The sequence below is a fragment of the Arthrobacter sp. genome (genome assembly GCF_048266065.1).
Lineage (GTDB): Bacteria > Actinomycetota > Actinomycetes > Actinomycetales > Micrococcaceae > Arthrobacter_H.
In genome coordinates, this window is the sequence record NZ_JBLXAH010000005.1 from 119562 (window position 1) to 138614 (window position 19053).

Below are 19053 nucleotides of genomic sequence, written 5' to 3' on the forward strand. Positions count from 1 at the left end.
CAACCCGTGTTCGCGCCGAGTAGCGTCAGATGATCGGGGGCCGTCCGGCCAAGGTCATCCGCAGGTGTGTATGCCAGCTGAGCTTCGGACGGGGTTCCTGGTACCAGGGCGACGTCCGGTATCCGGAGACCAGCCCTGCAAGATGCTGGCGCAGGCCGTTGCGGTCACGTCGCAGTCGGAAGATGTTGATCAGCGTCCACGACCCGACATAGACCCAGCTGAAGGGCCAACGCAGGTTCCGCCGGGCCAGCCACACGCGGTTTCGGGCATTGAGCCGGTAGAATTCCCCGTGGCGTCGTGGATCGACGACCGGGTGGCAGACCCGCAGGTCCCCGGCATACCAGACGCGGTGTCCTGTGTCCCAGACCCGCCAGGCCAGTTCAATGCCCTCGTGGGCGTACCAGAACCCGCCGGCCCACCCGCGGGTGGCCTTGAAGACCTCCCGGGGCAACAGCAGGCAGGTCTCCCCCACATGGAAGATGTTGCTTGAGTCCTGGGCGGTCCGCTTGTTCAGCCGTGGGATCCAGCGGCGGGGAGATTCCAGGTCGTCGGGATCGGCGATACGCGGCATGAGCATGCCCATGTCCGGGTACTTGCGGAAACGGGCCACCGCCTCGGACAGGAAGTCGGTGTCCGGGAGCCAGGAATCGTCGTCCAGGAAGAGGATGAACTCCCCACGAACGTGGGGTACGCCGGCGTTGCGACCGGCAGGGATCCCCAGGTTTTCTTCCAGGAAGACGGCGGTGAAGCCCTCGGGAAGCCCCCCGGGCATCGTCACGGGGTCCCACCCATTTCCCACCACGGCGACGTCGATGTCGACGCCCAGCTGGAACTCCAGGGAAGCGAACGCCCTCCGGAGCTCGCTCGGCCGGTCCCCCATGGTCAGGATGACGACGCCGATGGACGGTGGGGTGGTAATGGAGCCGCGGGGGGCCAAGGCTGCCTCCTAGGCGCTGAGACGGGATGAGGCCATGCTGGCAACGAAGTGCCCGAGGTTGACGAAAAGGGTGACGGGAAGCAGCAGCCACAGCAGCCAGCTCTCGGCGGTTCCCGGCTGGCCAATGGCCGCAGACACGATAGCCGCGGCCAGGACCAGCAAACTGAGCTCGACGGCGTGGAGCAGCCGGTGGAAGGGGAGGAAGCGTGCGGCGCGGCGCAGCTTGCCCAATACCGAAGCCGCAGGAATGGCCCGGGCCTCGCCGGTGTCGGGCAACTTGCCCAGACCCGCCATGCCACGGGCCGCGTGGACCATGAGGCTCAACGACCGGTTGAGGACCAGGAGCACGGCGACCAGGGCGCCGATGAACAGGATCCGGTAGTCCAGTCCTGCCGTATCGTGCTCGTGTCCGAGGGCAATCCTGAAGGCCAGGGCAATGGGCAAGAGGGCCTCGGTGGTGTGGTGGCCGACCATGTCGATGAAGATGCCCTTGGGGCCCTGGGTTTGGCGCCAACGCGCGACCTCGCCGTCACAGCAGTCGAAGTACAGCTGCAACTGCGAAAGCACGACGGCGAGGAGCGGGCCCCAGATGCCCGGAATGAACAACGCGGCAGACATCGCCCATCCGGAGAGGATCATCAGCCCGGTCACGCCATTGGCGGAAATCGGGGTGCGTATCAGCAGTGCGGTGAGGTAGATGGAGATATGCCGCAGGTAGAGCTCAGCGGTCCAGTGTTCCGCGTTCCGCCGGGCGCGGACCTCGGGAGGCTGGCAGACGGCTCGGAGCTGCTCCAACGTGGGACGCTGCGGCCGCGACGGGTCAAAGCTCATGCGCGCTCCATCGACGGATCAGCCACCGGATGTGCCTGCCTGCTCTGATCTGTAGTCTGACCAGCTCCTTGCACCCGGCCCTTGACGAATCCCCACGCCCAAGGGAAATGAATGGAAGGAAGCACTCCCGCTAGCAGTATCCGTTCCTTAGTGGTTTCGAGATCTGCACGAACTGCGACAGTCGCGACGATCCCCGCATAAAGGAACGAGGAGGAACGTAGTACTCGTAGCGCAAAGCGGCCAGCTGTTGAAACTTTTTTCGAGGGTAACAACCATGCAGCAACGCCGGCCACGAGGGCCCCTGCCATGAGCGGCGGTGCGAAATGCCGCAACGACTTTCCCTCTGGATATCGCCGGGCCAACTCCCCGCGCCACACGCCAGCTGCATAGCTCTGGGAACCCAACCGACGGAAGCTGTCGCGCGGGTAGTAGGTAACTGTTAGCTGGGGATCAAACCAAACTTGAGCGCCAGAATTGCGAATGCGCAAACACATCTCCCAATCCTGACCTCGCCAGAGAGTCTCGTCGTAGAAACCCACCCGATCAAATACATCCCGACGAAAAATACCCAAATAGGCTGACTCGGCTGGGCCATCGGGTGCTCCGGAATGATAAGCAGCACCCCCCAGGCCGAAAGGTGAATTATAAGCTGCGGCCACCGCACGCTGAAACGGGTCCTTACCCTTTGCGTCCATACGCCCACCAACGTCTGCTGCACCGGTCCGCAGGAGGGTTTCAACCCCTCGTCGGGTGTATCCCACTTCCAAAACGCTATGGGCATCGACTCTGATGATTATTGGAGACGCCGCCGCCTTGATCGCTAGATTTAGCCCGGTTGGGGTCCGGCCCGCTGGGTTGTCGACCCACCTGATCCGTGAATCTTCCGCGGCCATCTGTTGCACTATCTCAGTGGTCCCGTCAGTGCTCGGCCCGAGGGCAATAACTATCTCCTTGGAGCCCTCATATTGCTGGGACAGCACCCCGAACACAGCATCACGGACGTATTCGGATTCGTTGAGCACCGGCATCACATAGGATACCGCTGGCTTCGGTTCCTCAGACATTACTTCTTTGATTCCTGGTATGCCTTGACGACTTCCTTCGCCTCGCCGTCCATCTCCAGGACACCCTTATTGATCCAAAGCACCCGGTTGCACGTATCGAGGATCGACTTCATGGAGTGGGAGACGAGGAAAACCGTTCCGGCATCCTCTCTGATTTGCCGAATACGAGCCTCACTGCGTTTCCGGAAACGTGCATCACCGACGGCCAAAGCTTCATCCACGATGAGGATCTCATGTTGCTTTGAAGCGGCGATCGCAAATTTCAGGCGTGCAGACATTCCCGATGAATATGTGCGCATGGGCAGATCAATGAATTCCTCAAGCTCAGCAAAATCGACGATATCGTGCCGCATTTTCTCGATTTCCCTGCGGCTATAGCCGAGGGCCAGCCCACCAAGAGTAATGTTCTTGTCCCCGGAAAGATCCGGGATCAATGCGGCGCCAACGCCCAGCATATTCGGCCTTGAGGACGCGTATACCGCGCCAGAAGCCGGCGGTGTCAGACCCACGATACTGCGCATCAAGGTGGATTTTCCTGAACCGTTGGAACCGATGACGCCAATAGATTCGTTTTCGTACGCCGTGAAGGAGACACCCTTCACCGCGTGCACTTCGCGTAGCCCCCGAGTAGTCGTCAGCAGACGTCGGCCAGCGGCAGGTCCCGCCGATTTACCACTGGAGTACACCTTGTAGCGCACGTGAAGATCCTCTACGACGACGACCGGCTTTCGCCCCTCGTCGGCGCCGACCACCACAATTTGGCCATCCGGATCTTCCGTTGACTTACTACGAATGCTTGCCGCGGACGTCGCGTTCTTTGGGCGCCGGGAGACTCTTCGTGCGGCCCCACTATTCCGTTCCTTGCGTGGACCTGCAGTTGGACGCCCTGCCGAGACCTCGGCCTGCTTTTGCTCCGCGGCAATTCCTGCGAGGCCCCCCCGCTGCGCGCTCGATCTTGGCCCTCGCGGACGAATCAGCTCTTCAAAACTAGTCGACTCGTCCATAGCGTTCCTCGGCTTTCCAAAAGAAGATGACCCCGAAGGCCAGCATGAGAACGGACCAGATCGAGAGAAAGGCCCAATATTCCACCGGATAATCGGTGCCCATGATGCAACCTCTGGCGATTTGCAACGTCTGGTAAATGGGGTGGAAATCAAAAAGTGTGATCATCACGGGGAACATTTTGAGAATGCGGTCCACGGAGAACAGCACACCAGATGTGTAAAAAAGTACGCGAGTCAACAGCGGAAGTAGGTGCGTCAGATCGCGAACATGGACGGTGAGGCGTGCACAGACCAACGCCACACCCGTGTTGAAGAGCGTATAGATTGCGACGAGCGGCAGGACAAGGAACCAGCTCCAACTGGGCCGCGCACCAAGAATCAGACAATAGACGTACATGACACCCAGCATGGGGACCAAGGTCAGCAGCTGCTGCAAAACCGTCGACAGTGGAAGTGTGATGCGGGGAAACGACAACGATTGAACCAAGGCAGTATTGCCGGTGATGGACTTCGCACCTTGGCTCATGGACTGGCTGAAAAATTCAAAGAGAAAGACGCCAATGACGACGTACATTGGAAAGCCAGGTGGCTTACTGGATCCTTGAAGAACTCCGAAAATTGCTCCGTACATCAAGGCATTCAAGGTTGGTTTGAGGACAACCCACAACATCCCCAGCCTATTTCGACCGTTACTCGCCTCTATCCGGCTTCGCGCCAATTCGTAGGCAAAATCGCGCCTACCCCATGCCTGCCGAATATACGGGATGAGTTTCGGACGTGCGCCGACGCGATGGAGCCCCTCAGGGCTGACGGAACTGACCACCGTCATGCGCTTTTGCTCCTCATTTTGTTGGGGTATCTAGCTTACCGAAGTAAGAATCCATCGTATCCGAGCGCAATGCCTTCCCCACACTTTCGACTGCCTGCTTGTCTTCAAGGACGATCGACTGGCCATCAGCCGATCGGGAGGTCCCGGCCGTGGGGAGGGTGAAGGAGTGGACGTCATCGGATCGGAGGTCCTTCAGCTGGAGCCCGAGTCCTGCGATCGTCTGCGCGTCAAATGACTGGTCCAGGGTCAGATAGGGGGACACCTTGTCGATGACCTGGTAGAGCGTTGCCGGATTGGTGAGCGTCTTCGCGGCCAGCATCTTGTCGATGACGGCGTTGAGGAATTTCTGCTGGTTCTTCACCCGCTGGTAGTCGCCGTCGATGAAGGACTTTCGTTCACGAACGAATCGCAGGGCGCGGTCGCCTTCAAGGTTCAATTCACCCACGGGGTAGAAGTAGTCGGTGTCGTTGGCCGTGAAGGCGATGTCGTTCTTGACCTTGACGCCGCCCAAGGCAGTCGTCAGGTCGCGGAATCCCTGGAAATCAACCACGGCCACGTGGTCGATCTTCGTGTCGAAGAGGCCCTCGAATGTCTGGACGACGAGCGGGACACCGCCGAAGGCCATGGCGGAGTTGATCTTGTTCTGCCCATGCCCGGGGATTTCCAACCAGGTGTCGCGCATGACGGACATGACGTAGACGCCCTTGCGGTCGGCCGGGACGTGCACCAGCATCATCGTGTCCGATCGCTGGCCGGTCCCGCCGTGTTCAAGGACGTTGCCGGTCACCTGGTTGGCACCGCCGAAGTCCGCTCCCATGAGCAGGATGTTCATCGACGAGTCACCGGGATCCTTGACCGGGCGCCCTTCCTCGTCGGGGAACGCCGAGGCCAGCGTCTCCGTCTGGCCGTCAAAGGTGTTGGCCAACGTCAGGACGTACCCGCCGGCCACCATGACGGCAATGACGACAACTGAGGCGACGGCGATGAGAACCGTCCGAGCCCGGTGCTTCTTCGGTGGCGCCATGCGGCGCGCGACATACTCCGGTTCAGGCCCTGAGCTCTTCAAGTGTTCTCCCGTGGGGACACATCCGCGACACCATGTGGAGCGGTTGGTCGACCCATGTCAAATAGTCGGTGGTGAAACAGCAAGTTTAAGGCCCATTTCTGGGAACAAGCTGTGCACCTGCGGTAGGGGAAGTCTAACGGTCCAGCCCCGCGACGAAGTCCTTGAGCCAGGGAACCAGGTCCCCGCCCAGGTCCTCGCGTTCTGCGGCCAACGAGATGACTGCCTTGATGTAGCTCAACTTGTCGCCGGTATCATAGCGCCGACCGCGGAAGACCACGGCGTACACACCGCCGCCCGGAGCGTCGCTGGCGGCCAGTTCCTGCAAGGCATCCGTCAACTGGATCTCGTTCCCGCGGCCCGGCTTCGTCCGTTCCAGGACCTCGAAGACGGACGGGTGGAGAACATAACGTCCAATGACCGCCAGGTTGGAGGGGGCCTCGGTGGGGTCCGGCTTTTCCACCAGCCCGTTGACCCGCACGTAGTCCTTGCCCTCGACAACGGTGACGTCAGCACAGCCGTACGCACCGATCTGCGATGGCTCGACCTCCATGACGGCGATGACCGAACCGCCGGTTTCCTGCTGGACGCGGATCATCTCGCTGAGCAGCTCGTCGCGTTCATCGATCAGGTCATCCCCCAGCAGCACGGCGAAGGGTTCGTCGCCGACGTGCAGCTTGGCACACAACACCGCGTGGCCCAGCCCCTGGGGGTCGCCCTGTCGAACGTAGTGGATGTCGCCGAGTGCCGTGGCCTCTTGGACCAGCTCCAGCTTCTTGGTGTCGCCCTTGTCGGCGAGCACGGCTTCGAGGCTGGGAACCCGGTCGAAATGGTCCTCCAGGGCCCGCTTGCTGCGCCCGGTGATCATCAGGACGTCACTCAGGCCCGCCTTCGACGCCTCGGCCACCACATACTGGATGGCCGGCTTGTCGACGACGGGAATCATTTCCTTCGGCATGGCCTTGGTGGCGGGCAGGAAGCGGGTCCCCAGGCCCGCGGCGGGGATCACAGCTTTCGTGATGCGCGTGGTCTCAGTCATGGAACCGACTTTACAAGATCAGGTGACAGCCAATGGACAAAACGTCAGTGTCCATGGCGGAACCGGTTCACCACGGACCGCGGAAGGTACTCGTCGACGTCGCCACCCAAACCCTGGACTTCCTTCAGCAGGCTCGATGAGAGGTGCGCATACCGGTTGTCCGCAGCAATGAACACGGTCTCCACTCCGGTCAGGTGCCGGTTCATGGAGGCCATCGGGATTTCATATTGGTAGTCCACCACCGAGCGCAGGCCCTTCACGATGGCGTCGGCGCCCACCTCTCGGCAGAAATCGGCCAACAACCCATCCCCCATCGGCACCACGGTGATCCCGGCCAGACCGGAGACAGTCTCGCTGGCCATCGCGATCCTCTCCTCCTGGTCGAAGCGGTACTTCTTGGCATAGTTCGTCGACACGGCCACGACCACCTCATCGAAGAGGTTGCTGGCTCGGGCAATGATTTCCACGTGTCCCTTGTGGATGGGATCGAAGGATCCGGGGCAGACGGCTCGGCGCATACCTGCAATCTACCAATCACCACGACGATGACCGGCAATAGTCGTCACCTGGGTCGTGTCCTTGTCATACTGGTGCCCGTGTCCCCTAGTTTTCCTTGGCAGCGCACCGCACAGGGTGCGAACCTTCTCGGCTCCGACGGCCACCTGGCTACCACGATCTTCGAGGAGATCACCGTCCTGGCCGGCCGGCACGACGCGATCAACCTCGGACAGGGCTTCCCGGACACCGACGGCCCGGAGTTCATGGCCCGCGCGGCAGCGGAGAACATCATGGGCGATCACAACCAGTACGCCCCCGGAGCCGGCATTGCCGAACTGCGCGTGGCGATTGCCGCACACCAGGAGCGCTTCTATGGCCTCTCCCCCGCCCCGGACACTGAAGTTGCGGTGTCCACCGGCGCCACCGAGGCCATCGCGGCCTCGGTGCTCGCCCTGGTCAACCCGGGTGACGAGGTCGTGACCTTCGAGCCGTTCTACGACTCCTACGGCGCAACGATTGCCCTGGCAGGAGGCATCCATCGGACAGTACCGTTGCGGGCACCAGACTTCCAGCCGGATCCGGCAGACCTGGAACGAATCGTCACCGCCAATACGCGGATGATCCTGCTGAACAACCCCCACAACCCCACCGGTACTGTTTTCGGCCGCGACGTCCTCGAACACCTCGTCGAGCTCGCCATCCGCCACGACGCGATCATCGTTTCCGACGAGGTCTACGAGCACCTGACCTTCGGTTCACCCCATATCCCCGTGGCCTCCATCGACGGGGCCTGGGACCGGACCATCAGTATCTCCTCGGCCGGCAAGACCTTCTCCTACACCGGATGGAAAGTCGGCTGGGCCTCAGGGCCGGCAGAGCTCATCGCCGCGGTGCGCACCGTCAAGCAGTTCCTGACCTACAGCTCTGGCCCCGCCTACCAGCCGGCCGTGGCCAGGGCCCTGCAACTGCCGGACAGCTATTTCGCCGACTTTGCCGCCGCCCTGGGCGACCGCGGACGACAGCTGGCCGATGGCCTCGAGTCTGCAGGGATGACCGTCTACCGGCCCCGGGGAACGTACTTCGTGGTCGCTGACGTTGCCCCGCTGGGATTCGACGACGCGGCCGATCTGGCCCGCCGCATGCCCGAGGCCATCGGGGTGGCGGGAATCCCGCTCTCGGTGTTCTGCCACGAGGAGGGTGCACGGGCCACACGCACGCTGATGCGCTTCGCCTTCTGCAAGCGGCCCGGTGTCCTCACCGAGGCCACCCGACGCCTCGCCGGCCTGCCACAAGCCCAGCTCGCGTGAGCTCGCCACCGCAGGATATGCGACGGAGGTGGCTCGCCGGAGTGGGGCAGCACGCCGAGATCGCCCCGGATGCCTGGGTTCCAGGTGCTTGGGTCCTCTCGATCGGCGGCGCGGAGCAGTCCCACGTCAACCTCGCCGAGCCCGCCAGCATCTTCTACGAGTACCTGCGCCGTCTGGCCAACCACCTGGACCTCCTCGCCGACCCTGGCACCCCCGTGAGGGTCCTGCACCTGGGGGCCGGCGCACTGACCCTTGCCCGCTACCTCTCGGCCACCCGTCCGGGCAGCGAACAGGTCGCTGTCGATTCCGAACGTGAGCTGCTCGGATTCGTCGTGGACACCCTTCCCGTCACCGATGCGTCCCGGCTACGCCTGGTCATCGCCGATGCCCGCGCCGTCCTCGCCGATGAGCTGGCAGGCGAACAATTCGATGCGGTCGTCTTGGATGTCTTCGCGGGGGCGGATGCCCCGGGGCATTTGCGTGCCGATGATTTCCACCTCGAGATCCAGCGGATGCTCGCACCGGGCGGCATCGCCCTGATCAACGTCGGCGATGATCCGCCGCTGGAGTTCGTGCGCCAGCAGCTGCGCGCCATGGAAGCCACCTACCGGCAGACCACGGTGGCTGCACCCACGGAGCTGTTCAGCGGGCGTTTTCCGGGGAACTTCATCCTCATGGGAACCGATACCCCGTGGGATGCCGGGCAGCTGGAAGCCTTGCGCTCCAGCGGCCCCCATCCCGGCAGCATCTTGACCGGTCTCGAACTAGATGGGTTCCGCAAACCATAGGATCGTTTCGCCGTACTTTTTCGACGCCACCGCCTCCAGCCCGTCGGGCCAGGTGGGTTCGGGCGACCGACTGGAGCGTTCCAGCACCACCAGGGCCCCGTCGTCGAGCACCGGGACGAGCGCCTGCAGGGTGGCGGCGAGCTCACTCTCGGTCAGCGGATAGGGAGGGTCCATGAAGATCAGATCCCAGCCCCGTCCCGACTCCCCCTCGGCAGCCAGGAAGGAGTTCACGGCCCCGCGGCGCACCAGCACGGCATCGGACCGCAGTTGCTTGTTCACCAGGGCGGCGTTGGCCTGGCAGATGCCAATCGCCTTGGGCGCCTGCTCGACCAGGACAACGGCTCGTGCACCGCGGCTGGCGGCCTCCACCCCGAGGGCCCCAGATCCCGCGTACAGGTCCAGGACGCGGGAGCCTTCCAGCTCGTCACGGCTCTCCAACCGGGAGAAGAGCGCTTCCTTGACCCGGTCGGTGGTGGGCCGGGTGGCATCACCGGGCACCGATTTGAGTCCCAGCCCGCCGGCGGCCCCGGCAATGATTCGTCCCACGTTCGCCTATCCTCGTTCCAAAAATGCCTGCATGTCCTCGTCCACCCAACCATGGACCAGCTCGCGCAAATCCGGATGTGCTGCCATGCCACCACTGCTGGCCACGATCTGCTCGGCGTCGACGCGGGCGGCCTCGATGACCGTGCGGTCACGCACCACGCGAAGGACCTTCAAGGTGTTCTGGCCTCCGGACTGCCGGGAGCCTAGGACGTCGCCCTCCCGGCGTTCGGCCAGGTCGGCTTCTGCCAGCTCGAACCCATCGGTGGTCGCGGCCACCGCTTCCAGCCTCCTACGGGAGGGATGCCCCGGTGGCAGCCAGGTAGCCAGCAGGCAGGTCCCCGGCAATCCACCGCGACCCACCCTGCCGCGCAGCTGGTGCAATTGCGAGACACCAAAGGAATCCGCATCCAGGATGACCATGGCGGTGGCATTATGGACGTCGACGCCGACCTCGATGACCGTTGTGGACACCAGTATGTCGGTCTCCCCCGATTCGAATCCGGACATGGCTTCGGCCTTTTCCTCGGTGGCCATGCGCCCGTGCAGCATGCCGATCTGGACGTCGGCAAACTGTGCCATGGCGCTAAGGCGTTCGAACATCTCCTCGACAGTTGCCTTGGGCGGCATCGGCATGTCCGACGGTCCGGTAGCGTCCTTCGCGTCCTCGGTTCCCGGGACCATGTCCTCTTCGCTCGCCTGTTCCGTGATGCGTGGGCAGACCAGGTAGACCTGGTGGCCCTTCGCGACTTCCTCGCGCATCAGGGAGAACATCCGGTCGCGGTACCGGTCGTCCTGGAGATTGGCCAGGTACGTGCTGATCGGTGCCCTGCCCGAGGGCAACTCGGCCAGGCTGCTGATCTCCAGGTCCCCGAAGGCGGTGATGGCGACCGTGCGTGGGATCGGGGTCGCGGTCATGACCAGCATGTGCGGCTGCAACTTGCCCTTCGCGCGCAGGATATCGCGTTGTTCGACACCGAAGCGGTGTTGTTCATCGACGACGACGAGACCGAGTTCGGCAAAGAACACGTTGTCCGAGAGCAGGGCGTGGGTGCCGATCACGATTCCGGTTTCACCAGAGGCGACGCGCAACAGGACTTCCTTGCGTCGGGCTGCGGGCATGGAACCAGTCAACAGGTCAACGCGGGTGCCATCCGGATCCCCGTCAAGTTGGCCTCCGCGGCCGAGGGGGCCGAGCATCCGGGAAATCGAGGCAAAGTGCTGCTGGGCGAGGACCTCAGTCGGCGCCATCAGGGCGGTCTGGCCTCCCGAGTCAATGACCTGCAACATGGCACGCAGTGCAACGATCGTCTTGCCGGAACCGACCTCGCCCTGGAGGAGCCGGTTCATGGGCCGGTCCCGGGCGAGATCCGCGGAGATCTCCAGCCCGGCGGTGACCTGTCCCGCGGTGAGGGTGAAGGGCAGCGAGTCCTCGAAGCGGTTCAGAATGCCATCGATGCCCCCGACGCGCGCGGTGGCCGGTTGCCTGAACCGATGGGCCCGCCGTTCGGCCAACGCCAGCTGCAGGACGAGGGCCTCGTCGTAGCGGAACCGGTTCTTGGCGGCTTCGCCCTGCGCCACGGTCTCGGGGGCGTGGACGGCGTGCAGGGCACGTGCCAATTCCGGCAGTTGGTGTTTTGCCCGGAGGAATCCAGGCACCGGGTCCGGATAGGCATCCGCATTAACCCCGGCCAAGACTACGGCCATCATGGCGCGCAACGCCTGGCTGGGGACCGCCGCGGTGGCCGGGTAGATGGGAATCGGCCGGGGTTCGGCCTCTTCAGCTGCTTCCAGCAGGGCATACTCGGGCTGGGCCAGCTGGAGCGTTTGCCGGTACACCCCGACTTTGCCGCTGAACATCGCCACGGTGCCGGGAGCCAGGTCCTTGGCCGCCTTGTAGCCATTGAAGAAGGTCATGGTCAGCCGACCATGGGCCTGTCCGAGTTCGTCCTCGACGGTGACTTGCAGGATCATGCCCTTGCGTCGCTGCATCCTGCGCTGTTCCGAGGAGACGACCCGAGCCACGATGGTCACTGGTTCACCTAGCGGCAACTCCACGATGCGGGTCAGCTCCCCGACGTCGAGGTACCGGCGCGGGAAGTGGTGCAGCAAGTCACCGCAGCTTTCGTACCCGAAGGCCTTGCGGACGGATTCCGCTGACTTCTCGCCGACGGCATTCCGCAGAGGCGTGGCCGGGCCGAATGAGGTCGAGTCAGTCATCGTGGGTGCACAGGTCGGTAACCGAGATGTTGACCGGTTCACCGGCCTGGCGCATGGCGTCGAGGGCCTCCTCGGCCCGTGGGGCGTGGACGTGGACACGCCATCGGTAGCCGTCGGCTCCGTCGCTGACGGCGCTCATCACCACCGACGTCCCGATGGAGTCCAAACGCGCCCTCAACGTGGCCGCCTCCAAGGCGTCCAGGGCGATGGTGCACATCACTTCGACGCCCTCCTCGGCCTCGCTGACGGAGTGGATGTGCGGGTCCTGGATCCCATACCCGTGCAGCGGCGTATACCGCGATTCGTCGAGCCCGTCGCCGGTGACTGCAGCGTACAAGGTGTCGATGACCAGCATCATGCCCACGGCTCCGGCATCAACGACCCGGGCCGTCGACAGTGCCCCGAGCTGGCTCTCCGTACTGACCACGGAGGCCAGGACGGCGGATTGCACGGCGTCCAGGACTTCCCGCAGATGCGCCCGGCTGGATGGGTCGGCCGTGGAGGCGGTCAGGGCGCCGGTCGCCGCCCGGGCGGCGGCCTCGGCCACGGAGAGCATGGTCCCCGGTACCGGATCGCTCAGGGCCGACCAGGCCCGGACCCGACCTCGTTCTAGTGCCGCTGCCAGAAGTGGACCAGTCAATCGTTGGTGCCCCCGCAGTGGCTCGGAGAAGCCCACGAGGTAGACGGCCAAAAGTGTCCCCGAGTTGCCGCGAGCGGACTCCATCCCCGCCCGGCCGGCCGTGGCCAGGAAGTCTCCCAGGTCATCGGATTCCAGAACGGAGACAGCGTCGTGGGCGGTTCGGGCCGTGAGGTAGAGGTTCGATCCTGTGTCGCCGTCCGCCACGGGGAAGATGTTGATGGCATCCAGCCGGTCGCTGTGGTTGGCCAGCGAGCCCACCATGGACTCCAGCCACGCAGCAGCCGCAGGCACTCCCGTGGCGATCTTGCCGGTCATGTATTTTCCCCTTACGGGACGGTTAGAGCCCGTGCGAACGCACGAATTCGTCGACGTTATCGTGTGACAAGGCGGTGGCCAATTCATCGATGGCGTCATTGTCGGGAAGCACGATGGACTGCCCGTCCGCCGAGCGCCCCGTGCCGAGGTTCGGCAGCGTGAAGAAGTGCATGTCCTTGCTGCGCACACCTGCCAGTGACACTCCGAGTTTGCCAACTTCAACTGCACCGAAGCTTTCGTCGACAGCGACGTAGGGAGAAATTTCGTTGACTACGTCTGAAAGCTTGGCCGGGTTGGCCAGTGTTTCGGGAGTCATCAGCTTCGAAACCACTGCTTTAATAAAGCTCTGTTGATTCTTCACACGCTGGTAGTCACCATCTTTGAACGATTTCCGTTCGCGAACGAAGGCCAGAGCCTTATCGCCGACCAAATGCGTTTTGCCAGCCGTGAAGTCGTAGTGGCCATACCCGGAAGTGAAGCTCGTCGGGACATTGACGTCGACGCCCCCAATGGCCTCCGTTAGGCCTTTAAAACCTTCCATGTCGATGGATGCGACATGGTCGATACGCGTGTCAAGAAGGGTCTCAATGGTCTGCACTGCCAATGGCACCCCGCCGTAGGAAAAAGCGGCGTTGATCTTGTGCGTGCCCTTGCCTGGAATCGGAACCCAGGTATCGCGCATAATCGACGTGACGAAGACATCCTTGCGGTCGGCAGGTACATGCACCAGCATGATGGTGTCCGAGCGTCCTGCGTTTGGTACACCATTCAGGTTTTCTTTTTCGCCTGAACCGCCACCTGAATCGCTACCGAGCAAAAGTATGTTCTTGGCGGAAGTGTCCTTCTTTTCTGGACGCAGCGTCTCGGCTGGGAACGCCGATTCGATCTTCTCGCTCTTGTTGTCAAAGCTCTTGGCCAACGAGAACAGATACCCCCCGGCAACGATGGCAGCGATCACGACGAGTGACAACAACGTGATGATCGTCGCCCGGACCGGATGATTCTTCTTGCGCTCCGGTTGCCCGTAGTCGTAATCCATGTTCTCTTCGGACATGTCAGCCTTTCGTAGCCATGCTTGCCGTCCCATCCTAGCGGTGACCAGACGCGATACAGTGGATGGGTGCGTCTGCCTGTTGATCTCCTTGTCCGCTACCGCGCGGTTCCTGCCTTGCTCCTTCTCGGTTCGGGGTTGGCCCTGGCCGGGTGTTCATCGCCGGCGAATGTGGAACCGGCAGGTGACGCGTCGAATCCGCGCTGTGCCGACATGATGGTGACGATGCCGGATGAGGTCGCCGGATACAAGTTGCGGGACACGACCAGCCAGGCCACCGCAGTCTGGGGCGATCCGTCGAAGATCATCCTCCGGTGCGGCGTGAATGTGCCGGGCCCCACCACCGATCCCTGTGTGTCCGTCAACGGGGTCGATTGGGTGGCCAAAGAGGGCGAGGCTGCGTGGACGTTGACGACCTACGGGAGGACTCCTGCCACCGAGGTACTGTTCAATCCAGACGAGGTCCCGTCCAGCTCCGTGCTGGCCCAACTGGCCAGTGCCGCTGAACGCATACCGGCTGACCGTCAGTGCAGCACGCTCGAAAAATCTGAAGATCTTCCCTGACGCACCCTGGGGCGCCGCCGTGCACGGAATGTTCGTGCCCGGGGATGAGTCCGGCTAGCGCAGACCGGTCGGCCGGTTCAAGGCCAGCCAGATCAACTCGTCGACCAGCTCGGCGTACGCAATCCCGGTCTCGCCCCAGATGCGCGGGTACATGCTGATGGGGGTGAACCCGGGCATGGTGTTGATCTCATTGATCACCCACCGGCCATCGGTGGTGTAGAAGAAATCGACCCGGGCCAGCCCCTCCCCGCCAATGGCGTCAAAGGCGATAGCGGCTTGTTCGCGGATTGCAGTGACCTGCGCCGGGGGCAGGTCGGCAGGGCAGCTGAGTTCGGCGGCTCCCCCATCAACGTATTTGGCGTTGAAGTCGTAGAACGTATCCGCTCCAGCTGTGACGACGATTTCCCCGGGCAACGATGTGCGGGGCAGATCCGCACCGCGCCCTTCGAGGACGCCGCATTCGATCTCGCGGCCGCCGATTCCTTGTTCGATGATGACCTTCGGGTCGTGTTCGCGGGCCGCCTCGACGGCCTCAACGAGACCAGCCTCATCGGCGACGCGGCTCACCCCGACGGAGGATCCGGCCCGTGCGGGCTTGACGAAGAGCGGGTAGGCCAAACGCGCCACACGCTGGAGGCAACGCTCCCGATCCCGCTGCCACTGCTTGTCGGTGATCACCTCGTAGGGACCCACTTCGAGTCCGCCAGCTTCAAAGGCCAGCTTGGCGAAGTGCTTGTCCATGCCGATCGCGCTGGCGGCAACGCCAGAACCCACGTATGGGATGTCCGCGAGTTCGAGTAGACCCTGGACTGTCCCATCCTCGCCAAAGGAGCCATGCAGTACGGGGAAGACGACGTCGACCGATCCCAGACTCCGGAAGGCACCCTTTGAACTGTGCCCGATCAGCTCGCTGCCCCCGTTGGTCCGGGCCAACTGCAGGGATTCCCCACTGGGCTCGACCTCCGGGGTGCTTCCGGAACTCAGCGACCAGGATTCAGGGTCGGCCTCGGTGATTGTCCATTGGCCCTGGCGCGTGATGCCGATGGGAACGACCTCATATTTTGCGGGGTCGAGCACGCGCAGGATGCCCGCGGCCGTGACGCAGCTGACGGCGTGTTCGGGTGAGCGGCCACCGAAGAGCAGGGCCACCCGTGTCCTGGCGTTGTTCTCCTGGCTCATGAGGCTTCTCCTTCGGATTTGAGTTCGCGTCCCAACAGGCGTTCGGCCATGTCGGAGACCGTGAGGTGGCCCTCGAGGACCATGACCACTGCTTCGGTGATGGGCATTTCCACGTCGACGCTGTGAGCCCGGTCCAGTACGGCGCGTGCCGACTTGATGCCTTCCGCCGTCTGGGTCATCACCTCGTTGACGTCATCGAGGCTGAGGCCGCTGCCGAGGTGTCGGCCGGCCGTCCGGTTCCGCGATAGCGGTGATGAGCACGTGGCGACCAGGTCACCGAGACCGGCGAGCCCGGACATCGTCTCCAGCTGGCCGCCGACAGCCAGCGCCAGTCGGGTGGTCTCGGCGAGACCGCGCGTGATGACTGAGGCCTTGGTGTTGTCCCCCATGCCACGTCCATCGCAGATGCCCACGGCGAGGGCAATGACGTTCTTCACGATGCCACCGATCTCGACACCGATGAGGTCCGTGTTCGTGTACGGCCGGAAATATTCGGGCGAACAGGCGTTGGCGATCCACGCCGCGGTGTCCTCATCCGGGCAGGCCACGACCGAGGCGGTTGGTTCCTCCCGGGCGATTTCCATGGCCAGGTTGGGCCCGGAGACCACGGCGATGGCGTCTTGCGGCCAGGACAGTTCCTCGGCGATGACCTCGGTCATGCGGGCGTCGGTTTCCCGTTCGAGCCCCTTCATCAGGGAGACGATCACTGACCCTGCGGGAATGAGGTGACCGACCTCCCGCAATTGTTGGCGGAGCTGCTGTGCGGGTACCGCCAGGACCACCATTTCGGCACTGTCCAGCACCGCCGCGGCATCGTCGGATGCCGTGATGTTGTGCGGGAGCCTGGTTTCCTTCAAATAGGTGGCATTGGTGTGCCGGGTGGTGATTTCTTCGGCGACCTCGGCTCGGCGTGCCCAGAGCTGGACGGCCGTCCCGTCGTTGGCGCAGGAATCGGCGAGGACCTTGGCGAAGGTCGTCCCCCAGCTGCCTGCGCCGAGGACGGCGATCTTGCGGGGGGCGGCGGGCCTCATCGTGTGCCTTCCTGGTCATCGGATGCGGGTTTCTCGTCAATGGACAGGCGCCCGGTGGCTGCCTGTCCGTGCTCGTTCGGATCCCACCGGGTCGTGGGTGGTGTTTCGCCACGCAGCTCGGCTACACCGTCCGTCAGGGCATCCATGATCCGGGTCGTTGCCTCGTTGAGGGCAGTCCGGGTCATTGGTTGGCCGCGGAGATCCGAAAGGTCCACTGGGGCCCCGACCAGGACGCGGACGCGCTTGCGGGGAAATATCCTGAGCGACTTCCCGTAGCGCGGAAGCACCTGTTGCGCCCCCCAGTGGGCAATCGGAACGACGGGCGCCCCTGTTTGCAGGGCCAGCCGGGCAGCGCCCGTGCGTCCGCGCATCGGCCATTCATCCGGGTCGCGCGTCAGCGTCCCCTCCGGATAGATGATGATCACGTCGCCGGCGTCAAGGACTTCCCGCGCGACGGCCAGGGATCGGTTTGCGCTGCTGGAGGACCGCGTCACCGGAATCTGGCGCGAGGCACGCAGCGCCTTGCCGATCACCGGCACCCTGAACAGGGATTCCTTCGCCAGATAACGCGGTAGCCTCCCATGGTTGTAGAAGGCATGCCCGACGACCACGGGGTCGATCTCCGTGACGTGGTTCGGACAGGCGATGAACCCGCCCGCCGGCAACTTCTCGAAGCCCATCCAGGTCTTGGCCATGAGCAGGTTCATGAGCGGTCTGGCAATACCGGCCATCAGTCCAAAGACGAGCCGTTGCCCCTGTTGTCCGTCCATGACCGCTTACGCGACGTCGGCGGTTTCGCCGATTTCGACGCGGGCTCCGAGGCCATGGAGCTTGTCCAGGAACTTCTCGTAGCCGCGGCTGATCAGTTCAATGCCGGTCACGTGGCTCGTCCCGTCGGCCGCCAGGGCCGCGATGAGGTGGGAGAATCCGCCGCGGAGGTCGGGAATGTCGATGTCCCGGCCGACGAGCTGCACCGGCCCCGTGATGACCGCCGAGTGCTGGAAGTTCCGCTGGCCGAAGCGGCAGGGAACTGCACCGAGGCACTCACGGTGCAATTGGATGGTGGCTCCCATGCGTACCAGGGCATCGGTGAACCCGAACCGGTTCTCGTACACGGTCTCGTGGACGATCGAGACGCCGTGGGCCTGCGTCAGGGCCACCACGAGCGGCTGTTGCCAGTCGGTCATGAATCCGGGGTGCACGTCGGTTTCCAGCACCAGGGGCTTGAGCTCGCCGCCGGGGTGGAAGAAACGGATGCCGTCGTCGTGGACTTCGAAATCGCCACCGACCTTGCGGTAGGTGTTCAGGAACGAGGTGAGGTCCTGCTGGTCGGCGCCCTCGACGTAGATGTCGCCGCGGGTGACCAGCGCAGCGGAAGCCCAAGAGGCGCCCTCGTTGCGGTCGGGGATGGCCTTGTGGTTGTAGCCGTGCAGTTCCCGTACACCCTCGATGCGGATGACGCGATCGGTCTGCACCGTGATGATGGCGCCCATCTTCTGCAGCAGGGCGATGAGGTCCATGATCTCGGGTTCGACGGCGGCGCCGCTGAGTTCGGTGATGCCCTCGGCGCGGACCGCGGTGAGCAGGACCTGCTCGGTGGCGCCGACGCTGGGGTAGGGCAGCGCGACCTTGGCACCCTTGAGGCCATGCGGGGCGCTGATGGCGATGCCATTGGGGCGCTTGTCCACCACGGCACCGAAATTGCGCAGGACCTCCAGGTGGAAGTCGATGGGCCGGTCGCCGATCCGGCATCCACCGAGGTCGGGGATGAACGCCTCACCGATGCTGTGGATCAGCGGACCACAGAAGAGGATGGGGATACGTGAGTCGCCGGCGTGCGCGTCGATTTCGTTCGACGGGGCGGTCTTGGCTCCCTGCGGGTCCAGGGTGAGGTCACCCGTGCCCGGATCCTTGCTGACCTTGACCCCGTGGATCTGCAGCAGGCTGGTGACGACGTCGACGTCCTTGATTTCCGGCACATTGCGCAGTACCGACGGCGTATTGCCCAGCAACGAGGCCACCATGGCCTTCGGAACCAGGTTCTTGGCCCCCCTGACCTTTACTCTCCCCTTCAGCGGCACTCCGCCGTGGATAGTCAGGACCTTGCCCATGTATCAAAACCTCACACTTGTCTGGGTTCTTCGAAATCT

19 protein-coding genes are annotated in these 19053 nt (G+C 63.5%); 3 read left to right on the forward strand and 16 right to left on the reverse strand.

Annotated elements, in window-relative coordinates:
- Window positions 1–25: 25 nt before the first annotated feature.
- The 8 genes from ACN0TP_RS09790 to coaD form a co-directional block, all read right to left on the reverse strand.
- Window positions 26–880: a glycosyltransferase family 2 protein gene (locus ACN0TP_RS09790; protein WP_417218856.1), complete on the reverse strand. Its 855-nt coding sequence runs from the start codon at window positions 878–880 to the stop codon at window positions 26–28.
- Window positions 881–946: 66 nt separating this feature from the next.
- Entirely contained in the window at window positions 947–1768 is an 822-nt protein-coding gene (locus tag ACN0TP_RS09795; protein ID WP_417218659.1) for a CDP-alcohol phosphatidyltransferase family protein, read from the reverse strand.
- A complete protein-coding gene (locus ACN0TP_RS09800; RefSeq protein WP_417218660.1) occupies window positions 1765–2832 on the reverse strand; it encodes a glycosyltransferase family 2 protein in 1068 nt (355 codons plus the stop codon). The genes ACN0TP_RS09795 and ACN0TP_RS09800 overlap by 4 nt, the downstream gene beginning before the upstream one ends.
- On the reverse strand, window positions 2832–3590 hold the full coding sequence (locus ACN0TP_RS09805; RefSeq protein WP_417218857.1) for an ABC transporter ATP-binding protein: 759 nt from the start codon (window positions 3588–3590) through the stop codon (window positions 2832–2834). Before ACN0TP_RS09805 ends, ACN0TP_RS09800 begins: the two co-directional genes overlap by 1 nt.
- 229 nt (window positions 3591–3819) lie before the next feature.
- Window positions 3820–4665 carry an ABC transporter permease gene (locus ACN0TP_RS09810; protein ID WP_417218661.1) on the reverse strand — a complete coding sequence of 282 codons (846 nt, stop codon included), beginning with the start codon at window positions 4663–4665 and terminating at the stop codon, window positions 3820–3822.
- A 13-nt stretch (window positions 4666–4678) separates the two neighbouring features.
- The gene (locus ACN0TP_RS09815; protein WP_417218662.1) at window positions 4679–5689 is read right to left on the reverse strand and encodes an LCP family protein; all 1011 of its coding nucleotides are present in this window, start codon (window positions 5687–5689) and stop codon (window positions 4679–4681) included.
- A 175-nt stretch (window positions 5690–5864) separates the two neighbouring features.
- The gene (gene galU / locus ACN0TP_RS09820) at window positions 5865–6767 is read right to left on the reverse strand and encodes a UTP--glucose-1-phosphate uridylyltransferase GalU (protein ID WP_417218663.1); all 903 of its coding nucleotides are present in this window, start codon (window positions 6765–6767) and stop codon (window positions 5865–5867) included.
- A gap of 44 nt (window positions 6768–6811) precedes the next feature.
- Complete coding sequence (coaD, locus tag ACN0TP_RS09825) at window positions 6812–7285, reverse strand: pantetheine-phosphate adenylyltransferase (RefSeq protein WP_417218664.1); 474 nt, start codon at window positions 7283–7285, stop codon at window positions 6812–6814.
- A gap of 78 nt (window positions 7286–7363) precedes the next feature.
- Between coaD and ACN0TP_RS09830 the strand changes: the two genes are divergently transcribed.
- Together ACN0TP_RS09830 and ACN0TP_RS09835 are read left to right on the forward strand one after the other, a co-directional pair.
- Window positions 7364–8572, forward strand: a complete 1209-nt coding sequence (locus tag ACN0TP_RS09830) for an aminotransferase class I/II-fold pyridoxal phosphate-dependent enzyme (RefSeq protein ID WP_417218665.1) — start codon at window positions 7364–7366, stop codon at window positions 8570–8572.
- 41 nt (window positions 8573–8613) lie between these two features.
- Window positions 8614–9360 (forward strand): spermidine synthase, encoded by a 747-nt coding sequence (locus ACN0TP_RS09835; RefSeq protein WP_417218666.1) that lies wholly within the window; start codon window positions 8614–8616, stop codon window positions 9358–9360.
- Here ACN0TP_RS09835 and rsmD read toward each other — a convergent pair.
- The 4 genes from rsmD to ACN0TP_RS09855 are packed head-to-tail and all read right to left on the reverse strand — an operon-like array spanning window position 9337 to window position 14132.
- Window positions 9337–9906, reverse strand: a complete 570-nt coding sequence (gene rsmD, locus ACN0TP_RS09840) for a 16S rRNA (guanine(966)-N(2))-methyltransferase RsmD (protein WP_417218667.1) — start codon at window positions 9904–9906, stop codon at window positions 9337–9339. The genes ACN0TP_RS09835 and rsmD overlap by 24 nt on opposite strands.
- Window positions 9907–9912: 6 nt before the next feature.
- Window positions 9913–12123: an ATP-dependent DNA helicase RecG gene (gene recG, locus ACN0TP_RS09845; protein WP_417218668.1), complete on the reverse strand. Its 2211-nt coding sequence runs from the start codon at window positions 12121–12123 to the stop codon at window positions 9913–9915.
- Complete coding sequence (locus ACN0TP_RS09850) at window positions 12116–13078, reverse strand: DAK2 domain-containing protein (RefSeq protein WP_417218669.1); 963 nt, start codon at window positions 13076–13078, stop codon at window positions 12116–12118. Before ACN0TP_RS09850 ends, recG begins: the two co-directional genes overlap by 8 nt.
- 22 nt (window positions 13079–13100) lie before the next feature.
- Window positions 13101–14132, reverse strand: a complete 1032-nt coding sequence (locus ACN0TP_RS09855) for an LCP family protein (protein WP_417218670.1) — start codon at window positions 14130–14132, stop codon at window positions 13101–13103.
- Window positions 14133–14300: 168 nt separating this feature from the next.
- Between ACN0TP_RS09855 and ACN0TP_RS09860 the strand changes: the two genes are divergently transcribed.
- Complete coding sequence (locus ACN0TP_RS09860) at window positions 14301–14693, forward strand: DUF3515 domain-containing protein (protein WP_417218671.1); 393 nt, start codon at window positions 14301–14303, stop codon at window positions 14691–14693.
- A gap of 54 nt (window positions 14694–14747) precedes the next feature.
- Here the strand turns inward: ACN0TP_RS09860 and ACN0TP_RS09865 are convergent, their stop codons facing one another.
- Genes ACN0TP_RS09865 through murA form a run of 4 tightly spaced genes read right to left on the reverse strand, consistent with a single transcriptional unit; the run spans window position 14748 to window position 19014 of the window.
- On the reverse strand, window positions 14748–15890 hold the full coding sequence (locus ACN0TP_RS09865) for a D-alanine--D-alanine ligase family protein (RefSeq protein WP_417218858.1): 1143 nt from the start codon (window positions 15888–15890) through the stop codon (window positions 14748–14750).
- Window positions 15869–16903, reverse strand: a complete 1035-nt coding sequence (locus tag ACN0TP_RS09870; RefSeq protein WP_417218672.1) for an NAD(P)H-dependent glycerol-3-phosphate dehydrogenase — start codon at window positions 16901–16903, stop codon at window positions 15869–15871. Before ACN0TP_RS09870 ends, ACN0TP_RS09865 begins: the two co-directional genes overlap by 22 nt.
- Window positions 16900–17673, reverse strand: a complete 774-nt coding sequence (locus tag ACN0TP_RS09875; RefSeq protein WP_417218673.1) for a lysophospholipid acyltransferase family protein — start codon at window positions 17671–17673, stop codon at window positions 16900–16902. Before ACN0TP_RS09875 ends, ACN0TP_RS09870 begins: the two co-directional genes overlap by 4 nt.
- Window positions 17674–17679: 6 nt before the next feature.
- Entirely contained in the window at window positions 17680–19014 is a 1335-nt protein-coding gene (murA, locus tag ACN0TP_RS09880) for a UDP-N-acetylglucosamine 1-carboxyvinyltransferase (protein WP_417218674.1), read from the reverse strand.
- Between the last annotated feature and the right edge of the window lie 39 nt (window positions 19015–19053).